The organism is Nitrosomonas europaea, assembly GCF_900167395.1.
In the GTDB taxonomy this organism is placed as follows: domain Bacteria; phylum Pseudomonadota; class Gammaproteobacteria; order Burkholderiales; family Nitrosomonadaceae; genus Nitrosomonas; species Nitrosomonas europaea.
This window is the reverse complement of sequence record NZ_FUWK01000035.1, coordinates 14,960-29,322: the sequence shown is the minus strand read 5'-3', so window position 1 is coordinate 29,322 and position 14,363 is coordinate 14,960. Positions and strand designations below refer to the sequence as shown.

The 14,363-nt window shown below is 47.3% G+C and carries 15 protein-coding genes, 1 tRNA gene and 1 pseudogene; 11 read left to right on the top strand and 6 right to left on the bottom strand.

Features of this window, described 5'->3' with window-relative positions; translation table 11 throughout:
- Positions 1–259: transposase (locus B5D58_RS10545; RefSeq protein WP_143779575.1), on the bottom strand; the 259-nt coding region annotated here is incomplete at its 3' end.
- 406 nt (positions 260–665) lie between these two features.
- On the opposite strand from B5D58_RS10545, the pseudogene B5D58_RS10530 reads away from it, so the two are divergent.
- Positions 666–1,537 (top strand): annotated as a pseudogene (locus B5D58_RS10530) (oligosaccharide flippase family protein); the annotation flags it as partial.
- On the opposite strand, the gene B5D58_RS10525 reads toward B5D58_RS10530, so the two are convergent.
- Positions 1,534–2,034: a low molecular weight protein-tyrosine-phosphatase gene (locus B5D58_RS10525; RefSeq protein ID WP_011112336.1), complete on the bottom strand. Its 501-nt coding sequence runs from the start codon at positions 2,032–2,034 to the stop codon at positions 1,534–1,536. The pseudogene B5D58_RS10530 and the gene B5D58_RS10525 overlap by 4 nt on opposite strands.
- 122 nt (positions 2,035–2,156) lie before the next feature.
- Between B5D58_RS10525 and B5D58_RS10520 the strand changes: the two genes are divergently transcribed.
- On the top strand, positions 2,157–3,905 hold the full coding sequence (locus B5D58_RS10520) for an ABC transporter transmembrane domain-containing protein (protein WP_011112335.1): 1,749 nt from the start codon (positions 2,157–2,159) through the stop codon (positions 3,903–3,905).
- Between the two features lie 6 nt (positions 3,906–3,911).
- On the opposite strand, the gene B5D58_RS10515 is transcribed toward B5D58_RS10520, so the two are convergent.
- The 4 genes from B5D58_RS10515 to gpmA all read right to left on the bottom strand — a co-directional run bounded on the left by B5D58_RS10515 (position 3,912) and on the right by gpmA (position 8,266).
- A complete protein-coding gene (locus B5D58_RS10515; RefSeq protein ID WP_011112334.1) occupies positions 3,912–4,688 on the bottom strand; it encodes a HesA/MoeB/ThiF family protein in 777 nt (258 codons plus the stop codon).
- 30 nt (positions 4,689–4,718) lie between these two features.
- The gene (locus B5D58_RS10510) at positions 4,719–6,149 is read right to left on the bottom strand and encodes a S41 family peptidase (protein WP_011112333.1); all 1,431 of its coding nucleotides are present in this window, start codon (positions 6,147–6,149) and stop codon (positions 4,719–4,721) included.
- Between the two features lie 96 nt (positions 6,150–6,245).
- The gene (locus B5D58_RS10505; RefSeq protein WP_234989063.1) at positions 6,246–7,451 is read right to left on the bottom strand and encodes a murein hydrolase activator EnvC family protein; all 1,206 of its coding nucleotides are present in this window, start codon (positions 7,449–7,451) and stop codon (positions 6,246–6,248) included.
- Positions 7,452–7,516: 65 nt separating this feature from the next.
- Positions 7,517–8,266, bottom strand: a complete 750-nt coding sequence (gpmA, locus tag B5D58_RS10500) for a 2,3-diphosphoglycerate-dependent phosphoglycerate mutase (protein WP_011112331.1) — start codon at positions 8,264–8,266, stop codon at positions 7,517–7,519.
- A gap of 202 nt (positions 8,267–8,468) precedes the next feature.
- Here gpmA and tpiA point away from each other — a divergent pair, with 202 nt between their 5' ends.
- The 9 genes from tpiA (at position 8,469) to nuoF (ending at position 14,362) form a co-directional block, all read left to right on the top strand.
- Positions 8,469–9,227 carry a triose-phosphate isomerase gene (tpiA, locus tag B5D58_RS10490; protein WP_011112330.1) on the top strand — a complete coding sequence of 253 codons (759 nt, stop codon included), beginning with the start codon at positions 8,469–8,471 and terminating at the stop codon, positions 9,225–9,227.
- Positions 9,228–9,243: 16 nt separating this feature from the next.
- The gene (secG, locus tag B5D58_RS10485; RefSeq protein ID WP_011112329.1) at positions 9,244–9,618 is read left to right on the top strand and encodes a preprotein translocase subunit SecG; all 375 of its coding nucleotides are present in this window, start codon (positions 9,244–9,246) and stop codon (positions 9,616–9,618) included.
- A gap of 36 nt (positions 9,619–9,654) precedes the next feature.
- Positions 9,655–9,739, top strand: a tRNA-Leu gene (locus B5D58_RS10480).
- An 80-nt stretch (positions 9,740–9,819) separates the two neighbouring features.
- The gene (locus tag B5D58_RS10475) at positions 9,820–10,176 is read left to right on the top strand and encodes an NADH-quinone oxidoreductase subunit A (RefSeq protein ID WP_041357230.1); all 357 of its coding nucleotides are present in this window, start codon (positions 9,820–9,822) and stop codon (positions 10,174–10,176) included.
- Between the two features lie 3 nt (positions 10,177–10,179).
- Entirely contained in the window at positions 10,180–10,656 is a 477-nt protein-coding gene (locus tag B5D58_RS10470) for a NuoB/complex I 20 kDa subunit family protein (RefSeq protein WP_011112327.1), read from the top strand.
- A 12-nt stretch (positions 10,657–10,668) separates the two neighbouring features.
- Positions 10,669–11,289 carry an NADH-quinone oxidoreductase subunit C gene (locus B5D58_RS10465; protein WP_011112326.1) on the top strand — a complete coding sequence of 207 codons (621 nt, stop codon included), beginning with the start codon at positions 10,669–10,671 and terminating at the stop codon, positions 11,287–11,289.
- A gap of 60 nt (positions 11,290–11,349) precedes the next feature.
- Positions 11,350–12,603 carry an NADH-quinone oxidoreductase subunit D gene (locus B5D58_RS10460; protein ID WP_011112325.1) on the top strand — a complete coding sequence of 418 codons (1,254 nt, stop codon included), beginning with the start codon at positions 11,350–11,352 and terminating at the stop codon, positions 12,601–12,603.
- Positions 12,604–12,611: 8 nt separating this feature from the next.
- Positions 12,612–13,088, top strand: a complete 477-nt coding sequence (gene nuoE, locus B5D58_RS10455; protein ID WP_041357229.1) for an NADH-quinone oxidoreductase subunit NuoE — start codon at positions 12,612–12,614, stop codon at positions 13,086–13,088.
- Positions 13,085–14,362, top strand: coding sequence for an NADH-quinone oxidoreductase subunit NuoF (gene nuoF, locus B5D58_RS10450; protein ID WP_011112323.1), 1,278 nt, complete (start codon positions 13,085–13,087; stop codon positions 14,360–14,362). Before nuoE ends, nuoF begins: the two co-directional genes overlap by 4 nt.
- The last annotated feature ends 1 nt before the right edge of the window (position 14,363 follow it).

The window sequence follows — 14,363 nt, the reverse complement described above, 5'->3', positions numbered from 1 at the left end:
CCGGGTCTTCGGTCAAAACATCGAATATCTTTTCCCAAATACCGGCCTGTGCCCACCGCGTAAAGCGTTTGTGAGCAGTTTTCCATTTGCCATACCGCTCCGGCAGGTCATGCCAGTGCGCGCCGGAGCGTAAAACCCATAAAACACCATTTATGAACAATAGATTATCAGCACCATGTCGGCCACGATCCCCAATTTTCCCCGGTATAAACGGCTCTATTCGACACCATTGCTCCCTGTTCAATTCATAGCGTTTCATACATTCCTCACTGAAAATGTTAGACCTCTTTCAGTAAAGCAAAAATTATAGATGTTGAGAATCCGTAAATGTCGATTTGTCCTAGTCGCGTTAGGGACGGATCAAATTAAAAGATTAAGATTGGGCGTGGGGTTATCAGGGAAAACTGGTGGCGCCAAGAAGAGAGTGTTGACAAATTTTTCTCGGCAAGAACAGCAGCAACTACAGCTGATTGCGGAAGATGCTGCAGTAATACTGGGTAAAATGGTATCTGATCTCGAGCTGGAGCAGAGATAATAGCGCTATATTCCTGAATCAGGGATAGGAAGCTGCCTGTACGAATCTCATGCCGCATTATCGGGAGATAAATTCAGCGGTATATTTGGAGTTTTATTGACCAGTGATCAGTATCAGAAAAGCCGTCATTATTTCTTTTGCCGAAAATTATTCAACAATGTTTATCGGCTTTATCGGCATTATGCTGATTGCTCGGTTGCTGGTGCCAGCAGAGATTGGCATTTACTCGGTTGCTTCTGCCGTAACCAGTATCGCGCAAATGATGCGTGATACTGGTGTGGGTAACTACCTAATCCAAGAGTGTGAGCTAACCAGGGAAAGAATTCAAACATCCTTAACGATTGCCATTATCACCAGTTGGACAGTAAGGGGACTATTGTATCTCTCTAGTTCGTGGGCAGCCGATTTTTATAATGAACCCGGGCTTGCTGATCTGGTAAAATCCAGTGTGTCAATTTTCTGATTATTCCTTTTACTGCTCCTGTACTGGCTTTGTTGCGTAGAGATATACAATTTACAGTGCTTTATCGGATCAGTGTGGTTTGTTCAATTGTACAGACAGTTGTCTCTGTGAGTCTTGCAGCGCTTGGATATGGGTACATGAGTCTTGCCTGGGCTTCGGTAGCGAATGTCGTGTGTCTGATGCTGCTGGTGAATACTGCTCGTCCGCAAGAAGCATGGATTACGCCAGGTCTGAAAGAGTGGCGGCGTATTGCCAGTTTTGGCGTGCAAACCAGTGTTGCTGCAATTGTTACCGAAATTGCAATGAATATGAATGATCTGATTCTGGGCCGGTTTTTAGGATTCCAGGCGGTAGCGCTTTACAGCCGGGCGCAGGGTTTAGTCTATTTGTTTCATCGCGATATGATGAACGCAGTACGCAAGGTGGCTTTTCCAGCTTTTGCGCAAGCGGTGCGTGAAAATAAGGATTTGTTGAAAGCTTATTTACTATCGGTTAACTGTCAGACCAGATCTCAACTACTACATCTAAAGAATTTTTAAGTATTTAAATTCTCCAGTATGTACTTTAACAATCCCTGACTCGCATTTTCTACCAGATCCAGTACTCTTTCGAATCCGTGGCTGCCGCCGTAGTATGGATCAGGTATTTCCTGACGAATATCCCATTGGTTACTGTATTGCAGGAACATTCCCAGCCGGCTGGTATATCGTGACGGGCAGTTTTGCTGCAATTCCTCCAGGTTATGACGATCCATGGCCAGAATATATTGGAAGCGTGAAAAATCTTCCGGTACGACTCTTCTGGCACGTAAACTCTGCATGTTGTAGCCTCGTCTGAGTGCAGCCTGCTGTGAGCGTCGATCCGGTGGTTCGCCGATGTGATAGGCGTGAGTTCCGGCAGAATCTATATGAAAGAGGTGTTCCAGTCTGGCTGATTTGACGTGATGGTTGAAAACCGCATCTGCAGTGGGTGATCGACAGATGTTTCCCATACAGACGAATAGCACGCCAACTTTTTCTGCTTCTGAATGTTTCATTTATCCTGCTGTTATAATTAAATTGAAAGCTCTGTAATTATACTGTTGATCGTCAAAATTCAGAATTTCCGTCTTTGTTTCCTTTTTCTGCCCGATCCGAGATTTAGCTCCGGGATTTATTCATGACGAGCAATCGCTGGCAGGCTGTTTTGAAAACGGCTGCTTTCCTCAAACCTTATAAACTATCGTTAAGTTTTAGTCTGGCAGCGTTATTCCTGACTGCCGGAATTACCTTATCGCTAGGGCAAGGGATACGGCTGATGGTGGATCGTGGATTCGCTACACAGTCGCCTGATCTGCTGACCCGGTATGTGTTGGTTTTTCTGTTGTTGGTGGTACTGCTTGCGATAGGTACGTTTACACGTTACTACTGGGTGACCTGGCTGGGGGAGCGGGTGATCGCAGATATACGGCGCAAAGTTTTCGCACATCTGATCGAGCTGCATCCTGGATTTTTCGAAGCCAACCGTAGCCTTGAGATCCAGTCTCGCTTGACTGCGGATATGACTTTGCTGCAATCCGTAGTGGGTTCTTCCATTTCGGTAGCGTTACGTAACCTGATTATGCTGGCCGGTGGCATCGTCTGGTTGTTTATTACCAATGTCAAGCTGACGGTGATCGTTATGCTGAGTATTCCATTGGTCATAGTTCCCATCTTGCTGTTTGGCCGACGCGTGCGTGTGCTGTCGCGACAAAGCCAGGATCGGGTAGCGGCCGTTGGCGCTTATGTTGGGGAAATGCTTGGGCAGATCAAGACAGTGCAGGCCTATAACCATCAGGCAATGGATAAAATGCATTTCGATCAGTATGTTGAGGATGCGTTTCATATCGCCCGCCAGCGGACATTACAACGTGCCTGGTTGATCGCGGTGGTAATTGTTCTGGTATTCGGTGCGATCGGTATGATGCTCTGGGTCGGTGGCATGGATGTGATCGAAGGTAAAATCAGTGGGGGAGAACTGGCGGCATTCGTTTTTTACAGCATCATCATTGGCTCGGCGGTAGGGTCGATATCAGAGGTACTGGGGGAATTGCAGCGTGCTGCGGGGGCTGCGGAGCGAACCATGGAGCTGTTGGAGGAGCCCAGCCAGATCAGTTCGCCTGTCGATCCTCGTCAATTGCCGGCAGTGACAGGCAATATCGTGTTCCAGCGAGTATGTTTTGCTTATCCATCACGGCCTGAAATACAAGTGATCAATGATTTTTCATTGGCGGTACGCCCGGGTGAAACGTTGGCGCTGGTTGGTCTCTCGGGCGCAGGCAAATCAACTTTATTCGATTTGCTGCTGCGTTTCTATGATGTGCGGTCGGGCTGCATCAGTCTGGAAGGTGTGAATATCCGCGATCTGGATTTGTCTGATCTCAGGCGCAGTTTTGCATTGGTATCTCAGAATCCTGTGCTGTTTCATGGCAGTATCGAGCAGAATCTGCGTTATGCGTGCCCGGATGCTTCGGATGCGGAAATCGAAATGGCGGCTAAAGCTGCTTTTATACATGATTTCATTGTTTCTCTACCACAAGGTTACCAGACCAGCCTGGGTGATACCGGACTGGGGTTGTCGGGTGGCCAGAAACAGCGGCTGGCAATTACCCGGGCTATTCTGGCAGATGCTCCGGTTTTATTACTGGATGAAGCTACCAGTGCACTGGACAGTCAGAGTGAGCACTGGGTGCAACAGGCAATTACCAGATTGAGTACAGGCAGGACAACCATTGTCATTGCCCATCGCCTGAGTACCATCCTGACTTCTGATCGCATTGCTCTTATTCATCATGGCCGTCTGGAAGCACTGGGTACACACGTGGAATTGATGGAATCTAGTGAACTGTATGCGCGTCTGGCGATAGCGCAGTTTCAAATCCCCGGCTGACTTGTTTTACTGAGAATCAGACAGGTTTTGCACTGAAGCAGAGTGACATGTCGGGCACTGTGGATCTTTACTCAGCTTGAGTGAACGCCAGTGCATGGTTAGTCCATCCAGGAGAAGTAGCCGACCATGGAGTGTTTCACCGATTCCCAGCAATACTTTGATGGTCTCAGCTGCCTGGATACAGCCGATAATACCTGTCAGTGGAGAAAATACACCCATGATTGCGCATGCGGGGTCATCACTGTCACCTGAATCAGGGAACAGACAGTGGTAACAGGGGCTATCAGGATGGCGCAGGTCGAATACGGTTATCTGCCCGGTAAACCGGACAGCCGCTGCTGATATCAAAGGTTTGCGATGGGCAAGGCAGGCCTGGTTAATGAGATGGCGTGTTGAGAAGTTGTCGCTGGCATCGATGACAGCATCAACGCTTTTGATTTCTCTGTTGAGCAGGCGGGCAGTAGCCTGTTCCGGCAAGGAGATAATTTCTATTTCCGGATTGATGCGTTGCAGTGTATTTCTGGCAGAATCTGTCTTGAACTTACCAATCGAGGCGGTTTCATGCAGAATCTGGCGTTGCAAGTTTGTCAAATCGACCTGATCATGGTCGCAAATAGTTAATTTTCCAACTCCGCTGGCAGCTAGATAGAGCGCAGCAGGAGAGCCTAAACCACCTGCCCCCAGAATGAAAACACTGGAATGTGTTAACTTTTTCTGGCCGGGAATATCGATTTCCGGTAATAAAAGGTGGCGGCTGTAACGTAAAAGCTGCTGATCATCCACAGTACTCCCGCCACCTCATTCAGGAAAAAATCAGCTTTGAGTTGATTTGGCTGTTTTATGCTTGGATTTCTGAGCCATGGATTTCAAATGATTGACTGCTTTGGCCAGCAGCAGGTCATCACTAGATCCGAATTCCATGGGTTCATGCTTTTTCTGCTTCTTATCTGCCTTGTTTTTTGATCTTTTGGAAGATTGTGCACCTTTTTTGTCGGATGCTGCTGCCTTATCGGTTTTTTCTTCCTGACCATTGCTCAGATGGCGGTTGAGATCGGCTTCTCTCAACAGGCGTGAGTCATTGTCAGTTTCTTCATCTAGTATATCCGGAGTGATGCCTTTTGCTTGTATCGACTGACCATTGGGCGTGAAGTAACGTGCTGTCGTCAGTTTGATAGCTGTGTTATTGCTGAGCGGCAGGATAGTTTGTACCGATCCTTTGCCAAAGGTTTGCGAACCCATGACAATAGATCGTTTATGGTCTTGCAGAGCACCCGCTACGATTTCCGAGGCAGAAGCTGAACCGCCGTTGACCAGTGTCACCATGGGTATGGTTTTGATACTTTGAGGGAGATTGGCCAGGAAATCACGCCCTGATCCACGAAGATAATATTCAGGATTGGCGCGAAGTTGCATCTTGGCATCGTTCGTACGTCCTTCAGTGTATACCACCAGCGCATTGCTCGGCAGGAAAGCAGCTGAGACTGCGACAGCACTGTTCAGCAATCCACCCGGGTCATTTCGTAAATCCAGTATCAGACCTTTCATAGGGACTTTGCTTCCGCTGTAAAGCTTGGTAATGGCTTCCGCAAGATTCTCACCAGTACGTTCCTGGAACTGGGTGATGCGGACATAGGCATAACCCGGCTCAATAAGCTTGGACTTGACACTGTCAATTTTGATAATGGCACGAACGAGTGTGAAGGTAAGGGGCTCTGCTTCACCTTCACGAATGACAGTCAGTGTAATCGGGGTATCCGGTTTTCCTCGCATCCGCTTGATAGCATCGTTGAGGGTCATACCTTTTACGGCTGTATCATCAATTTTTATGATCAGATCACCGGTTTTGACGCCTGCACGGAAAGCAGGTGTATCTTCGATCGGAGAAATAACCTTGACCAGGCCATCTTCCATTGTTACTTGTATACCCAGCCCGCCAAACTCTCCCTGTGTACCGATCTGCAGTTCTTTGTATTCCTCACTGTCCAGAAAAGCCGAATGCGGATCCAGCCCGACCAGCATCCCGTTGATCGCTTCGGTAATCAGTTTTTTATCTTCTACAGGTTCGACATAGTCGCTTTTGATGCGACCGAAAACCTGGGAAAATGTACGCAGCTCCTCAATCGGGAGCGTTTGCAATTCCTCTTTGATTTCTTTGTCGGCGATGGCGGAGAAATTCAGGCTGACCATGATTCCAGCAATGACGCCGGCAAAAACTAAACTGATTTTCTTTATAAAATTATGCATGGTGTGTGTTTGCTCCGCACTTTGTGTTTTCGGAAGTTCTGTAATGCCAATTAAAATTTAAGCCATTGTTTGATAGAAGTATCGGCTCAATCTCGATTACTCCAGCTTTACCCAACTTAACGGGTCAAACGGCTTTCCTTGATATCTGAGTTCAAAATATAAACCTGTCTCAGCGTTTCCACCGCTGTTACCAACGGTTGCTATCGTATCACCACTTTTAACCTTGCTGCCTACCCGTTTGTGGATTGCTGCATTATTACCGTACAGGCTCATGTAGTGGTTGCCATGATCCAGAATCATCAAATTTCCAAATCCTCTCAGCCGGTCAGCAAATATCACTTCTCCACCTGCAATTGCTTTGACTTCGTTACCTCCGGCAGAACGAATGAACAACCCTTGCCATTTGATGCTTCCGCTTTCGCGTGGACTGCCAAAACGGTTGGCAAGTTCCCCTTTGACGGGCAATCTCAACTTTCCTTTCAGTGCCGCAAAGGAACCCCTGTGTTCAGTGCTGTCAGGTAATTTGTCGTTGCGTAATACCGATTTTCCATCTGCTTTGGCCGGAGCGCTTTTTTTCCGGGCAAGCTGTCTGTTAAGTTTTTCAATCAGATTGGAAAGGCGCTGCTCATCTTGTTTAAGTTCATCAATTTTTTTCTGCTGGCGGGTAACTTCTTTAGAGAGTGTTGCCAGAATTTCTGATTTCCGGTTTTTTTCCAGTTCGAGCTGTCGTTTGTGATGGATTTGCTCATTGTGGATCCGCTTAAGCGATTCGTTCTGAATATGGCTTTCGTGAGCCAGTGCGTCCAAAGCAGTCAGTTGATTGCGTAAATTATCGATATTTTTTGAGCGCGCCTGTGCAATGTAACTGTAATAATAAAAATTACGTGTGGCTTTATCAGGGTTTTGCTGCTTGAGTAATAATGGCAAATAATTCCCATATTTTGCCAGATGCTGATGATAGATCAGCTTTCCAAGCTGTTTTTGCCTGTTATTGATATCGTCTTGAAGCAGCGCCGAGCTGTTTTGCAGTTGATTCAGCTTTTCTTGTGCATTTTTCTGCTGTTGTGCGAGTTTGGCAAGTTTTGCGTGCAGATCATTTATGGATCGCTCAGATTCACGCAGTGCATCAGCCACCTTGGCTTTCGAAGATTTTTTATCAACCAGATCTTTCTGCAGAGCATCAATACGAGTACGTAATTCCTGTAACTGTTTTTGACTATCCCGGTTGGCCTGGGGAATTGCATACAGCACGGAAGGTAAAAACACATTGACTGAAAGCAACAGAAAGGTAGCTCTAAGCAATCTATTTGCTTTTCGGGAAAGGCAATGTTGAGTTGATTTTGAACTTGTAATTAAATCGGCAAACATCAAGCTCCGGATTTACCCTGATTGGCGACCGCCGAAATGGCTTCCCCAATTTGGCCAGCATCTCCCAGATAGTAACTGTTGAGTGGTTTCAAGTCGTCATCCAGTTCATAAACTAGCGGAATCCCTGTGGGTATATTGCAATTCAGGATATCCTGGTCCGAGATATTATCGAGGTGTTTGATCAGAGCGCGCAGCGAATTTCCATGTGCAGCAATGATTACCTTTTTTTCTGCCTTGATTTGTGGAGCGATTGACTGATTCCAGTAGGGCAGAAATCTTGCAACCGTATCCTTGAGACTTTCAGCAAGCGGAATATCGCCGGATGACATGTTTCTGTAGCGAAGATCAAAGCCGGGATAGCGTTCGTCGTTGATTGTGATGGAAGGTGGGCGGATATCGTAACTGCGTCTCCAGACGAGTACTTGTTCATCGCCATATTGTTTGGCGGTTTCTGCTTTGTTCAAACCCTGAAGTGCCCCGTAATGCCGTTCATTGAGTCGCCAGTTGAGCTCGATCGGGGTCCACATCTGATCCATTTCGTCCAGTGCGATCCAGAGTGTACGAATTGCCCGTTTGAGTAGAGATGTATAAGCAATGTCGAAGGAGAAACCGTTTTCGCGAAGCAATCTGCCTGCCTCTTCGGCTTCTTTTAGTCCCTTGGGCGTTAAATCGACGTCAGTCCAGCCGGTAAAGCGATTTTCCTGATTCCAGATACTTTCTCCGTGTCGCAGGAGAACGAGTTTTTTCATGTCAACCTTGGTTAAACGGGGGCAAATTTATGCAAAACACCATGTGCAGTATTTTATTATATTTTGCTTCAGGACGCAGCAAATCAGAGTAATTTCGGTTGTGAATATGTCAGATCGGGTGATACGGGCATTGACGCAACCCGGTTTCGCGGGTAGCATCCCCCGGTTTTATGAGTCTGAAGCTGGATAAACAGGAGGGATGATGGGGCGTGCAGGGTTTGTGGCCGGGAACTGGAAAATGCATGGCAGCCTGGTTCGGAATCAGGAGTTGCTTGATGCGGTTGTTTCAGGTACTCGCTCGTTGCAGAATGTATCCTGTGTGGTGTGTGTGCCTTACCCCTATATAGCACAGACACAGTCAGTGCTTGAGGGCTCTCATGTGCTATGGGGGGGGCAGAATGTCAGTCAGTACCACCACGGAGCTTATACCGGGGAAGTATCGGCAGATATGCTGGCCGATTTAGGGTGTCGGTACGTGATTGTGGGTCATTCAGAACGACGAACACTGTTCGGCGAAGGGAATCAGGTCGTCGCTGAAAAATTTCGTGCTGCACAAGAGCGTTCGATAACACCAATACTTTGTGTAGGTGAGACCCTGGCTCAGCGTGAATCGGATGAGACTGAACAGGTAATCGCTATGCAACTCGATGCCGTGATTGATCTGGCGGGTATCGAAGCGCTCGGACAATCAGTCATAGCTTATGAGCCGGTGTGGGCAATCGGTACTGGCAAAACTGCTACTCCCCAACAGGCGCAGGATGTCCATAAATTTATAAGAAGTCGGATAGCTGTTCATAGTGGCGGGATTGCTGAGAATATCCAGATACTTTATGGTGGAAGTGTAAAAGCAGATAATGCACGTGAATTGTTCACAATGCCTGATATAGATGGTGGGCTGATCGGAGGGGCTTCGCTGGTTGCTGCGGAGTTTATTTCGATTTGTCTGGCAGCACAGAATTAATTGGGGATAATGTATTGTGGAAACACTTATTTGGTCGGTACATATTATCGCTGCGGTCATAATCATCATCCTGATCCTGTTACAACAGGGAAAAGGTGCTGATATGGGAGCAGCCTTCGGTAGTGGTGCATCTGGAAGTCTATTTGGTGCCAGTGGGTCGGCTAATTTTCTGAGCAGAATGACTGCGTTGGCTACTACGGTTTTTTTTATTACCAGTCTAACGCTAACATATTTTTCCGGCACCAGTCATTCTGGTGAAGAGAGTGTTATGCAAAAACTGGATATGAAATCAGGTGAAGTAGCTGTTCCTGCTGCAGGGGGTGATAAACTCGGAACTTCAGAGAAGGAAGGAGAAGGTGATGCTTCCAGAGTTGGAGAAATTCCCGAATAGTTTTTACTCGTTGAAAGCGAGCGGTTGAGGTTTTTGGCCGACGTGGTGGAATTGGTAGACACGCCGTCTTGAGGGGGCGGTGGCGAAAGCTGTGCGAGTTCGATTCTCGCCGTCGGCACCAGGCAAGCATATTTGAATGTCAGATCATTGTGTGATCTGAGTTTGGTGATTTTAGTAAGGATATTGAAGATGCTGAACACCATGCTCGGGAATTATTTCCCGATTCTGTTATTTATTTTGGTCGGGCTGGCAATCGGCGTGTTATCAATGTTGGCAGGATGGTTGCTGGCGCCAAACAAACCGGATGCCGAAAAATTGTCACCCTATGAATGTGGTTTTGGTGCGTTTGAAGATGCGCGTATGAAGTTCGATGTGCGCTATTACCTGATCGCAATTTTGTTCATATTATTCGATTTGGAAATTGCATTCTTATTTCCCTGGGCTGTTGTCTTGAAAGAAATCGGGTGGTTTGGTTTTGTTGCGATGCTGGTATTTCTTGGATTACTCGTAGTAGGTTTCATTTACGAATGGGTCAAAGGTGCTTTGGAGTGGGATTGAATAATGGGTATTGAGGGTGTATTAGACAAAGGATTTGTTACGACCAGCCTTGATTCCTTGATCAATTGGGGGCGTACGGGCTCGATGTGGCCTATGACTTTCGGATTGGCGTGTTGCGCGGTCGAGATGATGCAAACGGGTGCATCCCGTTATGATCTGGATCGGTTCGGTATTGTTTTTCGCCCCAGTCCCCGTCAGTCAGATGTCATGATTGTTGCCGGAACGCTGTGTAATAAGATGGCACCTGCATTACGTAAAGTTTATGATCAGATGGCTGAACCTCGCTGGGTAATTTCCATGGGATCCTGTGCAAATGGCGGTGGGTATTATCATTATTCTTATTCAGTTGTACGTGGGTGTGATCGGATAGTGCCTGTCGATATATATGTGCCAGGCTGCCCACCGACTGCTGAAGCGCTGCTTTACGGAATCATTCAGTTACAGAATAAAATTAAGCGTACCAATACAATCGCGCGCTAGCTAGGGGGTGAAATGACAAACAGTCGCCTTGAAAAACTTGCGGCGGATTTACAGAGAATATTGGGTGATCGGCAAATTGATATCAGTTGTGCGCTTGGGGAGCTGACGCTTCTGGTGCATTCCCGGGATCTGCCGGATATCGCTGAGGTATTGAGAGATCATCAGGATCTGGGGTTTGATACGCTGATTGATCTATGTGGTGTGGATTTCAGTGAATATTCGACAGATACACATGCGGGATATAAACGGGAGGACAGACGGTTCGCTGTCGTGTACCACTTGCTTTCAGTCAAGCATAATCACAGGCTGCGCGTGCGTGTCTTTGCGGAAGACAATGAATTTCCCATGGTTGATTCGGTGATGCCTGTATGGCCTTCAGCCAACTGGTTTGAGCGAGAGGCGTTTGATCTGTTTGGAATCATTTTCAATAATCATCCTGACCTCAGAAGAATTCTGACGGATTATGGATTTATTGGAAATCCCTTCCGCAAGGACTTTCCTTTGTCAGGACATGTGGAAATGCGTTATGACCCTGATCAGAAACGGGTTGTCTACCAGCCTGTTACAATCGAGCCTCGCGAAATTACACCGTATGTCATTCGTGAAGAACAATATGGCAGAGAGGAAATATGAAGCACTCTATGACTGATTGCCGGGGCATGTGGGATTTTCAAATGAGAGGGTGCTTAGGAAATGGCTGAAATTCGTAATTACACTATGAATTTTGGGCCGCAGCATCCTGCAGCTCATGGTGTTCTGCGTCTGGTGATGGAACTGGATGGCGAAGTTATCCGGCGTGCTGATCCTCATATCGGATTACTGCATCGGGCCACGGAGAAACTGGCAGAAAACAAGACTTACGTACAGTCTGTACCTTACATGGATCGTCTGGATTATGTATCCATGATGGTCAACGAACATGCGTACGTGATGGCGATCGAAAAGCTGTTGCAGATCGAGGTGCCCATCAGAGCGCAATATATTCGTGTAATGTTTGACGAGATAACACGTATCCTCAATCATCTGCTGTGGCTAGGCGCTCATGCGCTGGATGTCGGGGCGATGACGGTTTTTCTATATGCTTTCCGCGAACGGGAAGATTTGATGGATTGTTACGAAGCGGTGTCGGGTGCCCGGTTGCATGCTGCCTATTACCGACCAGGCGGGGTTTATCGTGACCTGCCTGACAATATGCCGCAGTACCAGCCATCAGCAATACACGATGAGAAGGCGACGCGTGCACGTAATGAAAACCGGCAAGGCTCACTGCTTGATTTCATTGAGGATTTCACTCGTCGATTCCCAGGCTACATTGATGATTATGAGGCATTGCTGACAGATAATCGGATTTGGAAGCAGCGTTTGGTCGATATTGGTGTGGTTTCGCCTGATCGTGCCAAAGCACTGGGTTTTACCGGCCCAATGTTGCGCGGATCCGGAGTGGAATGGGATTTGCGCAAGAAACAACCATACGAAGTTTATGATCAGGTGGATTTCGATATTCCCGTCGGCGCCAATGGTGATTGTTATGATCGCTACCTGGTGCGTATCGAGGAAATGCGTCAGTCAAACCATATAATAAAACAGTGCGTCGAATGGCTGAGAAAAAATCCTGGTCCTGTGATTACTGACAATCATAAGGTTGCTCCACCATCCAGATTGGCCATGAAGCAGAATATGGAAGAAATGATTCATCACTTCAAGTTGTTCACGGAAGGTATGCATGTTCCGCGGGGTGAAGCTTATGCGGCTGTGGAGCATCCTAAAGGCGAGTTTGGTATTTATATTGTTTCAGATGGTGCCAATAAGCCTTATCGCTTGAAAATTCGTGCTCCTGGATTTGCACATTTAGCAGCACTGGATGAAATGACCAAGGGACACATGATTGCTGATCTTGTAGCAATCATTGGTACCCAGGATATTGTATTCGGTGAGATAGACAGATGAGTTCGTCGATGTTAAGCACTGAAGCTCTGAGAAAAATTGATCGGGAAGTCGCTAAATATCCTGCTGACCGGAAACAATCGGCCGTGATGTCTGCACTGGCGATCGCACAGGATGAAAAAGGTTGGCTGGCAACTGAAACGATGGATTTCATTGCAGATTATCTTGAGATGCCTGCAATTGCTGTCTATGAAGTTGCGACTTTCTACAATATGTATAACCTGAAGCCGGTCGGAAAGTACAAGCTTACGGTTTGTACCAATCTGCCTTGTGCATTGTCAGGTGGAAACCAGACGGCAGATTATCTTAAACAGAAACTGGGTATTGGTTTCAATGAAACCACGACAGACGGGTTATTCACTCTCAAAGAAGGTGAATGTATGGGTTCCTGCGGGGATGCGCCGGTGCTTCTGGTCAATAACAAGCGTATGTGCAGTTTCATGACTGAAGACCAGATAGATAAACTGCTTGAGGAATTAAACAGATGACCCAGCCTACTCAAGTCATCATGGCAGGTGTGGATACTGCGGATTCGGATAATTGGCGGCTAAAGAATTATCTTAAGCGTGATGGTTATGCCGCGTTGAAAAAAATTCTTTCACAGAAAATTTCTCCCGAGGCAGTAATTGATGAAGTCAAGAAATCTGCACTGCGCGGCCGCGGTGGCGCGGGCTTTCCGACGGGACTGAAATGGAGTTTCATGCCGAAACAGTATACGGGTGAGAAGTATCTCGTCTGTAATTCTGATGAGGGTGAGCCGGGTACATTCAAGGACCGTGATATCATGCGTTACAATCCCCATATCCTGATCGAGGGTATGTTGATTGCCGCCTATGCGATGGGTATCCGTACCGGCTACAACTATGTACACGGGGAAATATGGGATGTTTACGAGCGAATGGAGGAGGCCGTCGAGGAGGCGAATGTCGCAGGTTTCCTGGGGGATAACATCTTGGGTTCCGGCTTTAGTTTCCGACTTTATAACCATCATGGATACGGTGCCTATATTTGTGGAGAAGAGACCGCCCTCCTGGAATCCATAGAAGGAAAAAAGGGTCAGCCACGCTTTAAGCCGCCATTTCCTGCCAATTTTGGTTTGTACGGTAAACCTACGACAATCAACAATACAGAAACATTTGCTTCTGTTCCCTGGATCATCCGTAACGGAGGGGAGCGTTATCTGCAGCTCGGTAAACCAAACAACGGTGGTACTAAAATATTTTCAGTTTCCGGACATGTCAATAAGCCGGGTAACTATGAGGTACCCATGGGAACACCCTTTGCAAAGCTGTTGGAACTTGCTGGCGGGATGCGTGGTGGCAGAAAGCTGAAGGGATGTATTCCGGGTGGATCGTCAATGCCGGTTCTGCCTGGTGACATCATGATGGAAACTGACATGGACTATGATTCAATAGCAAAAGCAGGCTCCATGCTGGGCTCGGGCGCGGTGATCATCATGGATGACACGACCTGTATGGTGCGTGCGCTGGAGCGGCTTTCTTATTTTTACTATGAGGAATCCTGTGGCCAGTGTACTCCGTGCCGGGAAGGAACAGGCTGGCTTTACCGGATCATCAACCGGATCGAGCACGGAAAGGGGCGGGTTGAAGATCTGGATTTGCTTGATAATCTAGCGGATAACATCCAGGGTAGAACGATCTGTGCGCTGGGTGATGCTGCCGCAATGCCGGTAAGAGCAATGCTGCAGCATTTCCGGGATGAATTTGTTTTCCATATCGAACATAAAAAGTGCATGGTCTAGG